This is a genomic window from Citrobacter sp. LUTT5 (assembly GCF_009905315.1).
Lineage (GTDB): Bacteria > Pseudomonadota > Gammaproteobacteria > Enterobacterales > Enterobacteriaceae > Citrobacter > Citrobacter freundii.
Map to the genome: position 1 here is coordinate 4,264,157 of NZ_CP047606.1, position 17,635 is coordinate 4,281,791.

Consider the following 17,635-nt stretch of genomic DNA (forward strand, 5'->3'; position numbering starts at 1 on the left):
CCAACACACCTTCGTACATTGCAGATAACTAACAATATTTACCTATGACAGTACAATCCTGGCGAACTCTGCGCACCAAAAAATACCAACTCTCTTTACGACTGTTTCTGCTGCTCAACGCAGTCTCCGCGCTGTTTACGCTTTTTTTCCCACTGTTTGCGGTCAAAGCCTTATCAGTATCGGCGTTGCTGATACTGGTGATGAGTACACTGCTGCTGGTATGGCATGGGAAATACGCAGATAAAAGAATTAATCTCCCTTTTATTTCAATCGTTTTTGGCTTGTTATGGGCGTTACACATATTATTGAAATATAATGCTTTAGGTCAGAATGATTATTATTTCCTGTTAATAGCGCTTCTCAGCGTACTGTTTATTGGCTCTATCGCTTTTGCCAATAATATCATCGCGTTTACGCTCCACTCACTCCCCTCCGTCGCCGTTTGTTTATGGCTTAACGGCAGCGAGCATGGTTTGCGGATTTTCTATTTTATGGCGCTGCCTATGGCAGGTATCGCCATCCAGCATGTGATACAAAAGCGCTACGATGGGTTCGCTCAGCAGCTGATGTACAAACTGCTGGAAGAACGAGAAACCCTGAACGGGCTCAGCATGCTCGACCCGCTAACCGGTTTGTATAATCGCCGGGGGCTGCAACACCGGCTCGATACGCTGTTGGCCCTAAGTAATTCGAGACACTTCGTTCTTCTGCTGGATATCGACCATTTCAAATCCTATAACGATCATTACGGACATATGATGGGCGACCAGGCGTTGATCCGTGTTTCTGCCGCCATCCGAGACTCCGTCCGCTCCAGGGATGTGGTGGCGCGTTTTGGCGGTGAAGAGTTTATGGTTTTGCTGACCGCAGTCGATCCACAGCAGGCCCAGGCTGCCGCCGAACGTATCCGCCAGAAAGTGTACGACCTTAAAATCCCTCACATGTTTAATGAGAGCGTGGCAACCAACGTAACCGTCAGTATCGGCATTGCACCTCTGGTCGAACAGGATATTGATGCTGCTATTGCCAAAGCGGATAAAGCCCTTTACGAGGCGAAGAATCTTGGGCGTAACAATACTCTGGTCAGCGATGAGCTACGGGTAAACTGCCCTTCTATCTGAGCTTTCTGTGCGGTGCCACCCGAGATGGCGACAAAGATCTTGCTATCGCTTAACACCAATTATAGGATTAGCAATCATTATCATTAAGATTAACATCCTTATATCGACATGGCTTATCGTTCTGCACCGATCGTTGAAGATGTCATCTGGCGTAGCCATCTCCCCTCAGAGATGCCCTCGCTGGCTGCTGCCGTACGCGCAACGATAGCCAAAACTCGCGAGCACTTGCTGGACTTCATTCGTCTTGACGAAACGCCTGTGCCAGGTGCAATGACGCTGCATGAATGGACGCAACCGACGACGCTAAGTTCATTGCTCGCTGTTTATTCAGACCATATCTATCGCAACCAGCCCACGCTGCCCCGCGAAAATAAGCCCCTGATATCTCTTTGGGCGCAATGGTATATCGGCCTGATGATGCCTCCGTTAATGGTGGCCCTGCTGACGCAAAAAGAGGCTATAGACGTCTCTCCTGAACACATGCACGTAGAATTCCACGAAACGGGCCGAGCAGCCTGCTTCTGGATCGATGTCCATCAGGATCATCTGGCTACAGCCCTGTCTCCTCAACAACGCATGGAAACGCTGATTCTCTCAGCGCTAACGCCGGTTGTGCAGGCGCTGGAAGCAACGGGTGAGATCAACGCAAAGCTTATCTGGAGCAACACCGGATACTTAATTCACTGGTATTTAACGGAAATGAAGCCGTTGTTAGGTGAAGAACTGCTGACCACGCTGCGCCAGACCTGCTTTTTTGAGAAACAACTTTCCTGCGGTCAGGATAATCCTCTATGGCGTACCGTTGTTCCGCGTGAAGGGCTGTTAGTGCGCAGAACCTGCTGCCAACGCTATCGCCTGCCTGACGTTCAGCAATGCGGAGACTGCACGCTGAAGTAAGCGAGGAGCCGTAGCCCCTCGCCAGATATTTATGCAACCTGCTGGTTTTCCTCTTCCATACGCTGCGCTTCTTCTTTTTCCTGCGCTAATAACTGCTTTTCGTAGACCTTAAAGAACGGGAAGTAGATAACGGCCGATACCAGCGCCAACAGCACCACCAGGATAGCCGCACGATAATCCCAACCTAACGCCCATGCGGCGCCAACCGGTGCCGGGGCCGTCCATGGAACCACTGAAATTACCCGCCCAATTAAATCCAGTTTCATCGCCGCCCACGCCAGTACCGCATTCACCATCGGAGCCAGCAGGAAGGGGATAAAAAACACCGGGTTCATGACAATCGGCGTACCAAATATCACCGGTTCGTTAATATTAAAAATGCTGGGGACCACGCTCAGACGCCCAATCGAGCGTAGATGAGCTGAACGACTCCGCAGATAGCAAATCACCAACCCCATCGTCGCGCCGGAACCACCAACCACAATGAAGAACGTCCAGAACGCTTCCATAAAGATATGCGGCAACGGCGCACCCTGCGCCAGCGCCGACTGGTTCATCCCGAGATTGGTGAGCCAGAACATTTGCAGCATTCCCGACACAATAGCCGCGCCGTGAATACCGGCAAACCACAGCAGATGGCCGATCAATACCGCCAGCAGGATCGCCGGGAGAGAATCTGCAGCCGACACCAGTGGTTTGAAAATGGCCATAATGGCCTGCGGGATCAGCATGTCAAACTGCGACTGTATCACCAGGCTTAGCGGGTACAGCGTTAGCACCACCACCAGCACCGGGATCAGCAGATCGAAAGAGTTTTTGATCATCGGCGGCACCTGATCGGGTAAACGGATGCCAATGTTGTGCGCCTTCAGGAAGCGCATCATTTCAACGCAGTAAATGGCTACCAGGATGGCGGTGAAAATCCCCGTTCCTCCCAGACTATCAACCGGCATCGTGCCTTTGGTTTTTGGCGCGGCAATCAGCAAAAAAGCCATGATTGATAGCATCGCACACATAAACGGATCTAACTGATACGACTTCACATAGTGCTTGCCCAGGTTATAAGCAATAGCCGCACATATGTAGACCGACATGATCCCCATCGTCATATCAAACGGTGTGAGGATTTGGCCTTCAAACTGTTTTGCCAAATCCAGCCACGCACGGGCGAATCCCCAGGTGGTATCGGGAGAAAACGGCGGATAGGCAAAAACCAGCAGAAAAGAGCCTACAATCATAAAAGGCATCGCCGAAATAAAACCGTCACGAATAGCCATGACATGACGTTGTGAAGAGATGCGCCCGGCAACAGGGCTAACATAGTTTTCAACAAAGCGGAAAATCACGTTAAACACAGCATGGTTAGTAGACATAGCCGTTCTCCCGTTGTGCAAAACCTTGCAACCGTGTTGGCATCAACACCACCACGTAAATCCCATTACCACTTTTCGCAACCGTGCCGGGGGGAACACCAGCACTACCGCTATTCGAGTTAAGTTTCATAGATGGCTCTTATTATGTGATACAGAGGAAGTGACAACTTCAGTATTAATCGTCATTTCAGCATTCTGCAACCGGTTACTGTAACCGGTTTCTTTGATTGTGAAGACGATCGAAAAACTGCTAATGTTGCTATATTGTTACAATAAAATATTTACAGTGCGGTTGCCCCTATGACAAATTACATCCTGCATGTTTTCTGCTGTGCAGGGTTATCTGTAAGCGAAAGGGAGAGAAGAATGAGTTTGCAATCAGTACGTCAATTCCTGGCGCAACATGCACCAGATATTGAGATTATCGAATTAGATCAGAGCACAGCAACCGTTGATCTGGCAGCAAAAGCCCATAACGTTGAACCTGGCCAGATAGCGAAAACACTTTCGCTAAAGGTGAAGAACGACATCATCTTGGTCGTGGCAAAAGGTGATGCCCGACTGGATAATAAAAAGCTAAAGAGTACGTTCGGTGCCAAAGCCCGTATGTTGAGTAGCGATGAGGTCGTGAGCGCGACGGGGCATCCCGTTGGCGGCGTTTGCCCCTTCGGATTAGAAACACCGATTTCAGTGTACTGTGATGTTTCTCTGAAGCACTACGCTGAAGTGTTGCCTGCCGCAGGTGCCATCCACAGCGCGGTTCGCATCACGCCTGAGAGGATGGCTGAACTGACTTCTGCCACCTGGGTTGACGTGTGTCAGTAATGCTTCACACGCTAAATCGGCGACCAAACCCGGCACAAAGCACGTCAACGTTGCCTGTCACGAAGCCGCCTGCATAAAAGGCGCTGGCTCGCCAGCACGCAGGTACAGCAGGATATCGGCAGCATCCAGTAACCCGGCATCTGAGCTTACTCCCAGTTTGGACATCACATTAAATTTGTGTGCCCGAATGGTTTTAATGTTCCGTTCAAGCTGAGCGGCAATCTGCGGCATCGAATAGCCATTTGACATAAAGCGCAGTATTTCTCGTTCTGTCGGACTGAGCATGCGGCTTTGATTAATATACCAATGGTTTTTCGTGCTTTCGGTTCCTCGGCTTGGGCAGCTTAACGCCGTTAATAAAGCGTCCTGTAGCACCGTTAACGAAGAAGCTTTACTCACAACGCCATCCAGCGGCAAGGGGGACAAGGAGCCAATTAAACGCGCTTCAGCGTCATCATCGGCAATCACCACACGGCGAATCCGTGGAAAATTTATCGCCAGTTCCGTTAAATAGGCCAACCCAGCTCTGCGATCGCTTCTGATTGCAGAGAGAGAAAAAATAACTGCCGAAAACGACATCTTTAACATTGCCTGACTAAAAGTGGGCTGGCTAGAAAAGAGATGAAGTTTATATTGGTCATCTGGCATGGTATTAAATAAACTATTAATACCTACACTGCTCATTGTACACTTTTCTACCAGTGCAACGTTTCTTTTGATGATTCTGCTTTCCATTCCGTGGTTTCTCCATAAACTGAAGGTAAATTAAGTTCTCGCGATCCTTGAGAACTATTTATCCAGGCATACATTTCTGCATTGCTATTTATCGACAAGCGACGCATAGCGCTATTCTTTTGGGCACTGATTGTTTTATTGCTTTTCTTCAGCAACATCGCAATCTGATTAATTCCCCAGCCTTTCCCAAGGAGGCGCAGCACTTTCCTTTCAGAGAGAGTGAGGACTATTGAGCGCGCGCTATGATCTAACAATTGCGGCATGGCAGGTGGAGAAAGTAGTGTCTTACTTATTCTTTCTGCTCGCGCATTTCCTGCGTGAATGACGCTCACTAAACTTTCTATCGGCTCTGCATCAGAGAGCAGCGAACTGACAGGACACATCAGTAGCTCAATAGCCAAAGGATAGAAAATACGAGAGACGAGAAAGACCCAGTGAATATCACGGTATTGAGATAATAAAGAATAATATTGTTCGCAGACTGAACGAGGATAATTGCAGTCTCCAGTTAAATCAGCAATCACCAAATCAGCGTACCGTAGTTGTAATAATGTTAGTTCTTCAACAGAACAACAGTATGTAAGTTCGTAATCGGCAAACTGCGCCTGTATTATACCTTTAAGCCCGGTCTGTATAATCGGCGATTTACTAATAATAATTGCGTTTTTGCAGCGTCCTTGCAACATATCCCCTCCACACTCACCAGTCCGTAATCGTACTTAATTCAGTTCTCCCGAATAAATTAATAGCCATTAATTCACGGGAAAATACTCCGAACAATAAACGGGGTGAATTGCTTATCCTTGGCGTTTATTAAAATAAAAGTATTGGCACTACAATCCAGATAAAGCCAAACTGTCAAGCTATTATTACATGATTACGCATAAATACGTTATTTGTAAAATTAAAATAACTACAATAGATCGTTAGCATGGCTTATGTATTTGCCATCCGGGTAAATAACGCTACATTACAGTCATGCGCCCTCTCATACCTCGGCGAGTGGGGAGTGTTAATATGCCATAACCGTATCGTCGGTGTCTTTTTTCGACACAAAGATTGATCTTAGCCAGAGCCAGCGGGCTCATGCTTCATGATAAAAGTAAACATTCGTCACTCAAAGAGATCCTTTTCAGTCAGAGCGAACCATGCAAACAGAGCAGTCGTCACAGCGAACGGTTACACGGTTATGTATTCAATGCGGTCTTTTTTTACTTCAGCATGGGGCAGAAAGCGCGCTGGTTGACGAGCTATCCACCCGCCTCGGGCTGGCGCTTGGCATGGATAGTGTAGAAAGCGCTATCTCCTCTAACGCTATCGTCCTGACCACCATTAAAGACGGGCAATGCCTGACATCAACGCGAAAAAATCAGGATCGCGGCATTAATATGCACGTCGTGACGGAAGTGCAGCACATTGTCATTTTGGCGGAACATAAACTGCTGGATGTTAAAGGCGTAGAGAAACGCTTTAGCCAGATTAAACCACTGCGCTATCCAAGATGGCTGGTCGCCCTGATGGTCGGTTTATCCTGCGCCTGTTTTTGTAAACTCAATAACGGCGGATGGGATGGTGCGGTGATCACCTTTTTCGCCAGCATGGTGGCGATGTATATCCGCCAGATACTGGCATCCCGGCATTTGCATCCGCAAATCAATTTTTGCATCACCGCCTTTGTGGCGACCACCATTTCAGGTTTGCTGCTGACGTTGCCGACCTTTAGCAATACTCCGACTATCGCTATGGCCGCCAGCGTGCTACTGCTGGTTCCGGGCTTTCCGTTGATCAACTCCGTCGCGGATATGTTTAAGGGACACATTAATACCGGACTCGCTCGCTGGGCTATTGCCAGTCTGCTTACGTTGGCGACCTGTATTGGCGTGATCGTGTCGATGACCTTATGGGGGCTGCGCGGATGGGCGTGATCGATTTCATACTGGCGCTGATGCAGGATATGATCCTGTCGGCGATCCCGGCGCTTGGCTTTGCCATGGTATTCAATGTCCCCCATCGGGCGCTCCCATGGTGCGCATTACTCGGCGCACTCGGTCACGGCTCACGAATGGTAATGATGACCGCAGGGTTTAATATTGAATGGTCAACATTTATGGCGTCGCTGCTGGTCGGCTGCATTGGGATCCAGTGGTCGCGCTGGTATCTGGCGCATCCGAAAGTCTTCACCGTCGCGGCAGTGATCCCCATGTTTCCCGGGATCTCCGCCTACACCGCCATGATCTCAGCAGTAAAAATCGGCCATTTCGGTTACAGCGAAGTGCTGATGATTACCCTGCTGACCAACTTCCTGAAAGCCTCATCGATTGTCGGTGCGCTCTCCATCGGTCTGTCCGTGCCAGGATTATGGCTGTATCGCAAACGTCCACGCGTTTAACGGTGCACTTTCTTTAATACTGTGCAGAGAGGGGAATCTCCCCTCACCTGCTGCTCTCCTTCTTCTCTGTGTTACTATAAAAGCAGTCCCCTTCTCGGTTGTTGTTCAGTATTGAGAAACATTATGCCCTGCAAAATTTTGACGCCAGACGTCACGAGCATTGACGCCTTATTACACGATCACCACGCTGTGCTGGCCAAGTCTGCGGGTGGCGCCGTAGCCGTATTCGCTAACAATGCACCAGCGTTTTACGCGGTGACGCCTGCGAGACTGGCTGAGCTGTTGGCGCTTGAGGAGAAACTGTCACGCCCGGGAAGCGATGTGACATTGGATGATCAATTTTATGAAGAGCCGCAAACCGCTCCCGTTGCCGTGCCAATGGGGAAATTTGCGATGTACGCTGCCTGGCAGCCTGATGCCGACTTTCAGCGTCAGGCCGCTTTATGGGGCGTAGCGTTGCGAGAGCCGGTTACTGCTGAAGAACTGGCCTCATTTGTTGCCTACTGGCAGGCTGAAGGCAAAGTCTTTCACCATATTCAGTGGCAGCAAAAACTGGCGCGCAGCATTCAGATTGGACGGGCCAGCAATGGCGGAATGCCAAAGCGCGATGTGAACAGCGTCAGTGAACCTGACAGCCACATTCCACCGGGTTTTAGAGGATAACGATGAAAAACGTTGGCGACCTGATGAAACGTCTGCAAAAAATGATGCCACCTAATGTCGAGCCCGCCTTTAAAACGGGCGAGGAGCTGCTGGCATGGCAAAAAGAGCAAGGTGAAATTCGTGCCGCAGCGCTGGCCCGCGAAAACCGGGCCATGAAAATGCAGCGCACATTCAACCGTTCCGGTATCCGTCCGCTGCATCAGAACTGTTCGTTCGAAAACTATCGGGTAGAGTGCGAAGGTCAGATGAACGCCCTGAGCAAAGCCCGCCAATACGTTGAAGAGTTTGACGGCAACATCGCCAGCTTTATCTTCTCCGGCAAACCCGGCACCGGCAAAAACCATCTGGCCGCCGCCATCTGCAACGAACTGCTATTGCGCGGCAAGTCGGTACTGATCATTACCGTGGCCGATATCATGTCGGCGATGAAAGAAACGTTCAGCAATCGTGAAACCAGCGAAGAACAGCTGCTCAACGATCTGAGCAATGTGGATCTGCTGGTGATCGACGAGATCGGCATGCAGACCGAATCCCGCTATGAAAAAGTGATTATTAATCAGATTGTCGATCGCCGTTCATCCTCAAAACGTCCGACCGGCATGTTAACTAACAGCAATATGGATGAAATGAACAAGCTGCTGGGCGAGCGCGTGATGGATCGTATGCGCCTTGGCAACAGCCTGTGGGTCATTTTTAACTGGGAAAGCTACCGTAGTCGGGTCACCGGTAAAGAGTATTAACGTATTAGGACCACTCCTAAGACTGCCAGCGCTATACTGCGCTGAAAAGGCATAACACGAGTTGCATATAATGATGAAAACTACCAAACGTCTGCTGTGCTGTGCGCTTGCCGCCAGCACGCTCATCTCCACCAGCGTTTTCGCTGCCTCCTGGCAGGACTCGCTCTCCAGCGCGGCCAGTGAGCTGAGCAAACAAAGCTCCGGCTCGCAAAGCAGCTCGTCGCTCTCTTCCCTGACCAGCCTGCTGAATGGCAGTAATCAGTCGTTGACCTCCAGCAGCATGAATAACGCCGCCGGGATCCTGGAATATTGCGCGAAACAGAAGCTGGCCTCGGTCACCGACACGCAAAACGTCAAAAACCAGGTGCTGGATAAACTGGGGCTCAGTGCTCCTGAGCAGAAGCAAGACACCAACTATATGGACGGGATTCAGGGTCTGCTCAACGCCAAAGATGGTCAACAGCTGGACCTGAACACGATTGGCAACAGCTCGCTGGCGAAACAGGTTAAAACCAAGGCCTGCGATCTGGTGTTAAAACAGGGCATGAACTTCATTTCCTGACGCACGACACGCCGCGTATAACCTGCGCGGCATCTATTTATTTCCGCCAATGCATTCACATTTCAAATAAATAGTAATTCCCCACAAAAACGCGCATATCTAAACCAATTCTGAATAACAACGTAATTTAATGTCACTACAATTGCAGCAATGTAACAACGCTATTACATTGTGCTTTCCCCCTAATGATTAGCCTGCCAGGCATGTGCCCGGTTTACTGAGGATCGACCGTTGTCAGAATTAATCTCCATCACTCTGTTTCTCGCTTCAGTGCTGATTTACGCCTGGAAAGCGGGTCGCAACACCTGGTGGTTTGCCGCCACGTTATCGGTGCTGGGGATTTTTATTGTTCTGAATATCACGCTGTACGCCAGTGACTATTTCACCGGCGACGGGATCAATGACGCGGTACTCTACACGCTGACCAACAGTCTGACCGGCGCGGGGATTGGAAAATATATTTTGCCGGGGGTCGGCATCGCGCTGGCGCTGACGACGGTTTTTGTCGCGCTCGGTTGGATCCTGCGCCGCCGTCGCCATCACCCGCATCATGTGGGTTACAGTCTGCTGGCCCTGCTGCTGGCGCTGGCCTCCGTTGACGCCAGCCCGGCGTTTCACCAGATAACCGAACTGGTGAAGTCGCAGTCGCGCGATGGCGATCCGGATTTCACGACGTATTATAAAGAGCCGTCGAAAACCATTCCCAACCCGAAGCTGAACCTGGTGTATATCTACGGTGAGAGCCTCGAGCGCACCTATTTTAATAACGACGCGTTCCCGGATCTGACCCCGGAACTCGGCGCGTTAAAAAATGAAGGTCTGGATTTCAGCAATACCATGCAACTGCCGGGTACCGATTACACCATCGCTGGCATGGTCGCCTCCCAGTGCGGTATTCCGCTGTTTGCGCCATTTGAAGGCAACGCCTCGGCGTCGGTCTCAAGTTTCTTCCCTAACAATATCTGTCTGGGCGACATCCTGAAAAACTCCGGCTATCAGAACTACTTTGTTCAGGGTGCCAACCTGCGCTTTGCCGGCAAAGACGTGTTCCTGAAATCTCACGGCTTTGACCATCTGTACGGTGCGGAAGAGTTAAAAAGCGTGGTGGCAGACCCGGCCTATCGTAACGACTGGGGCTTCTACGACGATACCGTGCTGGACGAAGCATGGAAAAAATTCGAAGAGCTTTCGCGCTCGGGCCAGCGTTTTTCACTGTTTACCCTGACCGTGGACACCCATCATCCGGATGGATTTATCTCACGTAGCTGCAACCGTAAACGTTATGACATCGACGGGAAGGCCAACCAGTCGTTCAGCGCGGTCAGCTGCAGCCAGGAAAACATTGCCGAATTTATCAATAAAATCAAAGCATCGCCGTGGTTTAAAGATACCGTTATCGTGGTTTCTTCCGATCATCTGGCGATGAACAACACCGCATGGAAGTATCTGAACAAGCAGGATCGTAACAACCTGTTCTTCGTGCTGCGCGGCGACCAACTGCAACAGGACACGCTGGCGGTAAAACGTAATACGATGGATAACGGCGCAACGGTACTGGATATTCTCGGCGGCGATAACTTTATCGGTCTTGGCCGTAGCAGCTTGTCGAGCGAATCCGTGTCGGAAGTATTCCTGAACATTAAAGAAAAAATGCTGGCGTGGAAGCCCGATATCATTCGTCTGTGGAATTTCCCGAAAGAGATGAAAGAGTTCACCGTCGACCAGGACAAAAATATGATCTCCTTCTCCGGCAGCCATTTCCGCCTGCCGTTGCTGCTGCGTGTATCGGACAAACGCGTCGAGCCGCTGCCGGAAAGCGAATACTCGGCCCCGCTGCGCTTCCAGCTGGCGGATTTCGCCCCGCGCGATAACTTTGTCTGGGTCGATCGCTGCTACAAAATGGCGCAACTGTGGGCGCCGGAGCTGGCGCTTTCTACCGACTGGTGCGTTTCACAGGGTCAGTTAGGCGGGCAGCAAATTGTGCAGCACGTCGACAAAGCCAAATGGAAAAGTAAAACCGTATTTAAAGATACGGTGATCGACATGGAGCGCTACAAAGGTAACGTCGATACGCTGAAAATTGTCGATAACGACATTCGCTACAAAGCAGATAGCTTCGTTTTCAACGTGGCGGGCGCGCCGGAAGAGGTGAAACAATTTAGCGGTATTTCACGCCCCGAATCCTGGGGACGCTGGTCCAATGCGCAGCTCAGCGAAGAAGTAACCATCGAGTACAAAGCCCCGTTGCCGAAGAAATTCGATCTGGTCATTACCGCGAAAGCCTTCGGCGACAACGCTAATCGCCCTATTCCCGTGCGCGTTGGCAACGAGGAACAGACGCTGGTGTTAGGCCATGATGTCAGCACCACCACCTTGCATTTTGATAATCCGTCGGACGCCGATACGCTGGTGATTGTCCCGCCCGATCCGGTTGCCACCAACGAGGGCAATATTCTCGGCCACTCGCCGCGTAAGCTGGGGATCGGGATGGTTGAAATCAAAATAGTGGCTGCTCAGGGATAAAAAAAACAGCGCCCAACACCACACCGGGCGCTGCATGGCAACCTTATTCCAGACCGTTCACCGCCTGGCGCATACCCTGCACCAGAATCATCTCCAGGTTGGCCGTCACCTGCCCGGCAAGCCCAGGTAACAACGTCAAATCCTCTCCCCAGTGCTCCGCATCGCCAAGCACTGCATCCACCAGTTCACGCAGCGTTAAATCATTGCCAACTCGCGGCCACAGGCTGGCATAGAGTCTTACCCACTGCTCATCATCCTGTATCGGATAGCGTTCCCCGTTACGCTCTGCGCGATAAAACGCCAGCAGCGCAGCGAGGGCAAACGTTAACCGCACTGGCCAGCGCCCATTTTGCTCACCCGCCAACAGTTGCGGCAAAATTCGGGTGCGGAATTTAGTCATCCCGTTAAGCGCAATGGAAAGCAACTGGTGGCGAATGTAGGGGTTCTGAAAACGCCCGCTCACCGCGTCGGCAAATTCTCGCAGTTCGTCCGCCGGGAGATCCAACACCGGAATAATCTCCTCACTAATCGCCCGCTCGACAAAGCGGCGGATATCAGCATCCTGCATCGCCTCGCCAACGGTCTCCAACCCGCACAGCCACGCCACCGGCACCAGCGCCGTATGCGCGCCATTGAGAATAGCGACTTTGCGCTCTTTGTACGGTTTGATATCGCTCACTACACGGATATTCAGCGGACACTGCGCCAGCTTCAGCTCCTCTGCCAGCCACTGCGGCCCCTGGATCACAAACAGGTAAAAATGCTCCGCGGTATCGAGAAACGCATCGTGATAGCCAAGTGTAGCCTCCAGCGCTGCGGCTTCTTCGCGCGGGTAGCCGGTGACAATACGGTCAACCAGCGTGGAACAGAACGTGTTTGCCGTCTCCACCCAGTCGGCAAATGCCGGAGGAAGATGCCACTCCTGCGCATACCGCAGTACCAGGGTTTTGAGCGCCTCACCGTTATAGTCGATAAGCTCGCACGGGATAATTACCCAGCCCTTATCCACCGCGCCATCAAAGTGGTTAAAGCGCTCCATCAGCAGGCGCGTCAGTTTGGCCGGAAAGCTCACCGGCGGCGCATCATCCACACAGTCTGCCGCGTGATAGCTAATTCCGGCTTCGGTAGTATTTGAAAACACAAAACGGATATCCGCATTGTGCGCCAGCGCCAGATACGCCGCGAAATCCTGGTACGGGTTGATTTCGTTATTCACCAAACGGATAAGCCGCGCCTCGCTCACCGCCTCACCCTGCTCGTTTAGCCCGCGTATCAGCGTGGTATACAACCCGTCCTGAGTATTCAGCGACGGCGGAAAATCAGTATTGATAGGGCGAACGATGGTCACGCCAGCATTCAGAGTGGTGTGCTCGTTGAGGATATCCAGTTGCCAGTCGATAAACGCCCGCAGGAAGTTTCCTTCACCAAACTGGATCACGCGCGTTGGGTAGCTGGCTCCCGGAAAATCACGTCGATTCAATGTGTTCATCGCAATTACCCTCTCAGAACGTGATCACGCCTTTAATCAGCTCACGGTTGTTAATGACATCCCGCTCGTAGATTTCTGCCAGTGTGGCAAACGCGTAACGGTGCGTGAGCATCATGTCGGCGGTCAGTTTGCCTTCCGACATCAGACGGCCCACTTTGGCGAAATCTTCCGGCGTGGCGTTGCGACTGCCCATCATGGTGGTCTCTTTCTTGTGGAACTCGGGGTCAGAGAACTGCAAATCACCTTTGAACAGCCCAACAAAAACAATGCTGCCGCCATGGCGAATCAAATTCACCGTGTTGTTCATCGCATGCTGATTTCCCGTGGCATCAATGACCTTTTGCGCCAGCGAACCGCCAAACTGAGCGCGCAGCTGCGCATCAAAATCTTCAGCGGATGGGTCGATAACCGGAAGTCCCAACCGGGAAGACACGTGCTCCCGACGCGCGGGACTGGTATCGGCGACCACCACCTGTGCGCCATCGGCTTTGGCAATCGCCGCTGCGCCCAGACCAATCGGACCAGCACCGACCACCAGCACCTGCTCACCTGGCGCCACCGCCGCCCGACGTACCGCATGCGCGCTGATGGCGTAAGGCTCAATCAGCGCCGCCGCCTGCGGGTCAATCCCCTGCGCGTCCAGTAAGTTGGTCACCGGAACGGACAGATATTCACTGAAACCACCATCCTGATGTACGCCAATCACCGAAATCTTCTCGCAGCAGTTGGTACGTCCGCTCAGGCATGCCGGACACTGCTGGCAGGCCACGTAAGGAATAACCGCCACCTGCTGACCATTTTTCAGATTCTGTATATTTTTTCCCAGCCCGACAATTTCCCCACATATTTCATGACCTAATACACGTGGGTAGCTGAAAAAAGGCTGATTGCCGCCCCAGGCATGAATATCGGTACCACAAATTCCTACCGATTTAATTTTTATTAATGCTTCGCCCTCACCCGGAATAGGTATTTCGCGTTCTTTCCAGACTAATTTTTTAGGTTCCTGGCAAATCAACGTATTCATCGTAGACATGATTCTGCTCTCCTGTTTTTTGTTGCCTCAGATATCAACGAAAATAAAAAAGACGGAGAAAGCAGAAACACAATCTGTGAATCCCAGCGCATAAAAATGTTTTAAATCGGGTTTTAATAGATAAAAAGGAGAAGCCATGAGCCGTTCGCAGAACTTACGCCACAATGTGATTAACCAGATTATCGATGATATGGCGCGTGGTCATATCCCTTCCCCTCTCCCGTCGCAAAGCGCACTAGCGGAGATGTACAACATCAGCCGCACCACCGTGCGTCATATGCTGAGCCACTTAGGCGAGTGCGGCGTGCTGACCCAGGTAGGCAGCCACTATGTTATCGTGCGTAAACCCGACCATGACGACGGTTTTGCCTGCACCACCGCCTCCATGACCGAGCAAAACCGGATTTTTGAGCAGGCTTTTTTCACCATGATCAACCAGCGCCAGCTGCGTGCAGGCGAGAGCTTCTCCGAACTGCAGCTTGCCAGAGCCGCGGGCGTCAGTCCGGTAGTCGTACGGGAATATCTTTTAAAATTCGAACGTTACAACCTGATCAAAAACGAAAAACGCGGTCAGTGGAGCATGAAGCAGTTCGATCAGGCCTATGCGGAGCAGCTGTTTGAACTCAGAGAAATGCTGGAAACCCATTCCCTGCAGCATTTTCTCAATCTGCCGGATGATGACCCACGCTGGCTGCAAGCGAAAACGCTGCTGGAACGCCACCGGATCCTGCGCGACAGCATCGGCAGCAGCTTTCGTATGTTCTCGCAGTTAGACCGTGAGTTTCATGCCTTGCTGCTCTCTGCTGCCGATAATATATTTTTCAATCAATCACTTGAAATCATCTCCGTGATTTTCCACTTCCACTATCAGTGGGATGAGAGCGACCTCAAACAACGCAACATCATTGCCATCGATGAGCATATGACCATCCTCAGCGCGCTGATCTGCCGCAGCGACCTGGATGCCACCCTGGCGCTCTGTAACCATTTGAATTCAGCCAAACAATCAATGATTCGTTCCATCAACCAGAGTCATAGCGCCGCCCATTAAGTACCGATAAAAAACAGCAAATCATTACCGGGAGCACGATTTTATAAAAATAAAAACGCCTGAAAAATACCTCTTGCCTATGCTCACGCTAAGTCGACTGCATTAAAAACTTTTGTGAGCGGTGATGAGCAAATTGATTTATCACCGGTATTTTTTCAATACTGCACAGTCCTGCTGTGTGAAAAATAAATTATTGAGGTTCAGGAGTCCGGCGTGGAAAAAAATAATATTACCCTCGACCCGAGTTCTTCGTTTGGTACGTCATCATCTGCGGATATTAATGTTCCGCCTGAGGGCATGGTGCAACGCAGTAGCCGAATAAAACGCATTCAAACCACGGCAATGATTTTATTATTTTTTGCTGCGGTTATTAATTACCTCGACCGCAGTTCTCTGTCGGTCGCCAACTTAACGATTCGTGAAGAACTGGGGCTGAGCGCCACGCAAATCGGCGTGCTGCTGTCGGTATTTTCTCTCGCTTATGGTATTGCGCAATTGCCCTGCGGCCCGCTGCTGGATCGCAAAGGTCCGCGCATTATGCTGGGGCTGGGGATGTTCTTCTGGTCGCTGTTTCAGGCGATGTCCGGCATGGTGCATACCTTCACTCAGTTTGTGCTGGTACGTATCGGGATGGGGATTGGTGAAGCGCCAATGAACCCGTGCGGTGTAAAGGTCATCAACGACTGGTTTAACATCAAAGAGCGCGGCCGCCCGATGGGATTATTCAACGCCGCCTCCACCATCGGGGTTGCCATTAGCCCGCCGATTCTGGCTGCCATGATGCTGGTAATGGGCTGGCGCTGGATGTTCATCACCATTGGCGTGCTGGGTATTTTCCTCGCCATCGGCTGGTACATGCTGTATCGCAACCGCGAGCAAATTGAGCTGAGCGCCACGGAACAAGCGTACCTGAACGCTGGTAGCGTCAATGCCCGCCGCGATCCGCTGAGCTTTGCCGAATGGCGCAGTCTGTTTCGCAACCGCACTATGTGGGGCATGATGCTGGGCTTTAGCGGCATCAACTATACCGCATGGTTATACCTGGCCTGGCTGCCGGGCTACCTGCAAACCTCCTACAACCTGGATTTAAAAAGCACCGGATTAATGGCGGCGATCCCGTTCCTGTTTGGCGCAGCCGGCATGTTGATTAACGGTTTTGTCACCGACTGGCTGGTGAAGGGCGGTATGGCGCCGATTAAGAGCCGTAAGATTTGTATAATCGCCGGGATGTTCTGCTCTGCAGCCTTCACCTTCGTTGTGCCGCAGGCCACAACGTCGATGGCCGCCGTGTTACTGATCGGTATGGCGCTGTTCTGTATCCACTTCGCCGGTACCTCGTGCTGGGGCCTGATCCACGTCGCCGTCGCCTCACGCATGACCGCTTCCGTGGGCAGTATCCAGAACTTTGCCAGCTTTATCTGCGCGTCGTTTGCGCCGATCGTCACCGGATTTATTGTTGATACCACCAACTCTTTCCGCCTGGCGCTGATCATCTGCGGCTGCGTCACCATGGTGGGGGCCCTTGCCTACATCTTCCTGGTTCGCCAGCCCATTAGCGATCCACGTAAAGATTAATCCTCCAGATGCCCGATAACACCGTGCTTATCGGGCATGTTATGCTCCTCGTATGAACATCACCTTACGCGCTACTACTCTGGCAGACGCAGCCGCTCTTCCCGCCATCGAACGATCTGCGGGGCAACGTTTTTTACAGATCCCAGAACTGGCGTGGATTGCTGATGACCAGATTATATCGTCTGCTCAGCATCAGGCATTTGCCGCCACTGGCTTGAGCTGGCTGGCGCAGGCCGATGAGCATCCGGTCGGCTTTTTAGTCGCCGAAACGCTGGATTCATCGCTGTTTATTGCAGAACTGTCGCTGCATCAGGAGTGGCAGGGAAAAGGAATTGGCCGCCGATTAATTTGCTATGTTGCCGAACAGGCGCGCGAGAAAGGTTACACGTCGCTCACGCTGACCACCTTCCGCGATGTGCCGTGGAATGCGCCATGGTACGCGCGTCTGGGATTTGAAATGTTGGCTGAAGAGACGCTGCCTGCAAAGTTGCGCCAGAAAAGAGAAGAGGAAGCGGCGCATGGACTGGCATATGAATCGCGCTGCGCCATGCGCCTGATGTTGCGCTAATTGCCCGATGGCGGCTACGCCTTATCGGGCCTACGTAACATTCCCGTAGGCCAGATAAGCGATAGCACCATCCAGCAACCACATAACT

17 protein-coding genes are annotated in these 17,635 nt (G+C 51.5%); 12 read left to right on the forward strand and 5 right to left on the reverse strand.

Features of this window, described 5'->3' with window-relative positions:
* Positions 1-44: 44 nt before the first annotated feature.
* Positions 45-1,121: a diguanylate cyclase gene (locus tag GUC46_RS20470; RefSeq protein WP_044713011.1), complete on the forward strand. Its 1,077-nt coding sequence runs from the start codon at positions 45-47 to the stop codon at positions 1,119-1,121.
* A 108-nt stretch (positions 1,122-1,229) separates the two neighbouring features.
* Entirely contained in the window at positions 1,230-2,018 is a 789-nt protein-coding gene (fhuF, locus tag GUC46_RS20475) for a siderophore-iron reductase FhuF (RefSeq protein ID WP_003837247.1), read from the forward strand.
* A 29-nt stretch (positions 2,019-2,047) separates the two neighbouring features.
* Here the strand turns inward: fhuF and GUC46_RS20480 are convergent, their stop codons facing one another.
* Positions 2,048-3,391, reverse strand: coding sequence for a PTS sugar transporter subunit IIC (locus tag GUC46_RS20480; RefSeq protein WP_003845615.1), 1,344 nt, complete (start codon positions 3,389-3,391; stop codon positions 2,048-2,050).
* Between the two features lie 366 nt (positions 3,392-3,757).
* Here GUC46_RS20480 and GUC46_RS20485 point away from each other — a divergent pair, with 366 nt between their 5' ends.
* The gene (locus GUC46_RS20485) at positions 3,758-4,216 is read left to right on the forward strand and encodes a YbaK/EbsC family protein (RefSeq protein WP_003019114.1); all 459 of its coding nucleotides are present in this window, start codon (positions 3,758-3,760) and stop codon (positions 4,214-4,216) included.
* 57 nt (positions 4,217-4,273) lie between these two features.
* On the opposite strand, the gene bglJ is transcribed toward GUC46_RS20485, so the two are convergent.
* Together bglJ and GUC46_RS20495 are read right to left on the reverse strand one after the other, a co-directional pair.
* The gene (gene bglJ, locus GUC46_RS20490; RefSeq protein WP_044713015.1) at positions 4,274-4,951 is read right to left on the reverse strand and encodes a DNA-binding transcriptional activator BglJ; all 678 of its coding nucleotides are present in this window, start codon (positions 4,949-4,951) and stop codon (positions 4,274-4,276) included.
* A complete protein-coding gene (locus GUC46_RS20495) occupies positions 4,912-5,637 on the reverse strand; it encodes a response regulator transcription factor (protein ID WP_003837239.1) in 726 nt (241 codons plus the stop codon). The genes bglJ and GUC46_RS20495 overlap by 40 nt, the downstream gene beginning before the upstream one ends.
* A gap of 462 nt (positions 5,638-6,099) precedes the next feature.
* Here GUC46_RS20495 and GUC46_RS20500 point away from each other — a divergent pair, with 462 nt between their 5' ends.
* The 6 genes from GUC46_RS20500 (at position 6,100) to opgB (ending at position 11,828) form a co-directional block, all read left to right on the forward strand.
* Positions 6,100-6,876 (forward strand): threonine/serine exporter ThrE family protein, encoded by a 777-nt coding sequence (locus GUC46_RS20500; protein WP_003019122.1) that lies wholly within the window; start codon positions 6,100-6,102, stop codon positions 6,874-6,876.
* Positions 6,867-7,340, forward strand: coding sequence for a threonine/serine exporter (locus GUC46_RS20505; RefSeq protein ID WP_003019127.1), 474 nt, complete (start codon positions 6,867-6,869; stop codon positions 7,338-7,340). Before GUC46_RS20500 ends, GUC46_RS20505 begins: the two co-directional genes overlap by 10 nt.
* Positions 7,341-7,463: 123 nt before the next feature.
* On the forward strand, positions 7,464-8,003 hold the full coding sequence (dnaT, locus tag GUC46_RS20510) for a primosomal protein DnaT (RefSeq protein ID WP_003019130.1): 540 nt from the start codon (positions 7,464-7,466) through the stop codon (positions 8,001-8,003).
* A 2-nt stretch (positions 8,004-8,005) separates the two neighbouring features.
* Positions 8,006-8,743 carry a DNA replication protein DnaC gene (gene dnaC, locus GUC46_RS20515; protein ID WP_003019133.1) on the forward strand — a complete coding sequence of 246 codons (738 nt, stop codon included), beginning with the start codon at positions 8,006-8,008 and terminating at the stop codon, positions 8,741-8,743.
* A 70-nt stretch (positions 8,744-8,813) separates the two neighbouring features.
* Complete coding sequence (locus GUC46_RS20520; RefSeq protein WP_003830016.1) at positions 8,814-9,305, forward strand: DUF2501 domain-containing protein; 492 nt, start codon at positions 8,814-8,816, stop codon at positions 9,303-9,305.
* Positions 9,306-9,536: 231 nt separating this feature from the next.
* Positions 9,537-11,828, forward strand: coding sequence for a phosphatidylglycerol--membrane-oligosaccharide glycerophosphotransferase (gene opgB, locus GUC46_RS20525; protein ID WP_071684831.1), 2,292 nt, complete (start codon positions 9,537-9,539; stop codon positions 11,826-11,828).
* 43 nt (positions 11,829-11,871) lie between these two features.
* Here opgB and GUC46_RS20530 read toward each other — a convergent pair whose 3' ends face one another.
* A complete protein-coding gene (locus tag GUC46_RS20530; RefSeq protein WP_130715193.1) occupies positions 11,872-13,317 on the reverse strand; it encodes a tagaturonate reductase in 1,446 nt (481 codons plus the stop codon).
* A gap of 13 nt (positions 13,318-13,330) precedes the next feature.
* Positions 13,331-14,353, reverse strand: coding sequence for a zinc-binding alcohol dehydrogenase family protein (locus tag GUC46_RS20535; RefSeq protein WP_032942306.1), 1,023 nt, complete (start codon positions 14,351-14,353; stop codon positions 13,331-13,333).
* Positions 14,354-14,489: 136 nt separating this feature from the next.
* Between GUC46_RS20535 and GUC46_RS20540 the strand changes: the two genes are divergently transcribed.
* The 3 genes from GUC46_RS20540 (at position 14,490) to GUC46_RS20550 (ending at position 17,547) form a co-directional block, all read left to right on the forward strand.
* Positions 14,490-15,404 carry a GntR family transcriptional regulator gene (locus GUC46_RS20540; protein ID WP_003019148.1) on the forward strand — a complete coding sequence of 305 codons (915 nt, stop codon included), beginning with the start codon at positions 14,490-14,492 and terminating at the stop codon, positions 15,402-15,404.
* Between the two features lie 213 nt (positions 15,405-15,617).
* Positions 15,618-16,979 carry an MFS transporter gene (locus GUC46_RS20545; protein ID WP_003019150.1) on the forward strand — a complete coding sequence of 454 codons (1,362 nt, stop codon included), beginning with the start codon at positions 15,618-15,620 and terminating at the stop codon, positions 16,977-16,979.
* 52 nt (positions 16,980-17,031) lie between these two features.
* The gene (locus GUC46_RS20550; RefSeq protein WP_060855432.1) at positions 17,032-17,547 is read left to right on the forward strand and encodes a GNAT family N-acetyltransferase; all 516 of its coding nucleotides are present in this window, start codon (positions 17,032-17,034) and stop codon (positions 17,545-17,547) included.
* Positions 17,548-17,635: the final 88 nt, after the last annotated feature.

Bases quoted from the DNA above. Each gene is read 5' to 3' on its own strand.
- GUC46_RS20470 (WP_044713011.1), top strand. From the start codon at position 45: ATGACAGTACAATCCTGGCGAACTCTGCGCACCAAAAAATACCAACTC.
- fhuF (WP_003837247.1), top strand. From the start codon at position 1,230: ATGGCTTATCGTTCTGCACCGATCGTTGAAGATGTCATCTGGCGTAGC.
- GUC46_RS20480 (WP_003845615.1), bottom strand. From the start codon at position 3,391: ATGTCTACTAACCATGCTGTGTTTAACGTGATTTTCCGCTTTGTTGAA.
- GUC46_RS20485 (WP_003019114.1), top strand. From the start codon at position 3,758: ATGAGTTTGCAATCAGTACGTCAATTCCTGGCGCAACATGCACCAGAT.
- bglJ (WP_044713015.1), bottom strand. From the start codon at position 4,951: ATGGAAAGCAGAATCATCAAAAGAAACGTTGCACTGGTAGAAAAGTGT.
- GUC46_RS20495 (WP_003837239.1), bottom strand. From the start codon at position 5,637: ATGTTGCAAGGACGCTGCAAAAACGCAATTATTATTAGTAAATCGCCG.
- GUC46_RS20500 (WP_003019122.1), top strand. From the start codon at position 6,100: ATGCAAACAGAGCAGTCGTCACAGCGAACGGTTACACGGTTATGTATT.
- GUC46_RS20505 (WP_003019127.1), top strand. From the start codon at position 6,867: ATGGGCGTGATCGATTTCATACTGGCGCTGATGCAGGATATGATCCTG.
- dnaT (WP_003019130.1), top strand. From the start codon at position 7,464: ATGCCCTGCAAAATTTTGACGCCAGACGTCACGAGCATTGACGCCTTA.
- dnaC (WP_003019133.1), top strand. From the start codon at position 8,006: ATGAAAAACGTTGGCGACCTGATGAAACGTCTGCAAAAAATGATGCCA.
- GUC46_RS20520 (WP_003830016.1), top strand. From the start codon at position 8,814: ATGATGAAAACTACCAAACGTCTGCTGTGCTGTGCGCTTGCCGCCAGC.
- GUC46_RS20530 (WP_130715193.1), bottom strand. From the start codon at position 13,317: ATGAACACATTGAATCGACGTGATTTTCCGGGAGCCAGCTACCCAACG.
- GUC46_RS20535 (WP_032942306.1), bottom strand. From the start codon at position 14,353: ATGTCTACGATGAATACGTTGATTTGCCAGGAACCTAAAAAATTAGTC.
- GUC46_RS20540 (WP_003019148.1), top strand. From the start codon at position 14,490: ATGAGCCGTTCGCAGAACTTACGCCACAATGTGATTAACCAGATTATC.
- GUC46_RS20550 (WP_060855432.1), top strand. From the start codon at position 17,032: ATGAACATCACCTTACGCGCTACTACTCTGGCAGACGCAGCCGCTCTT.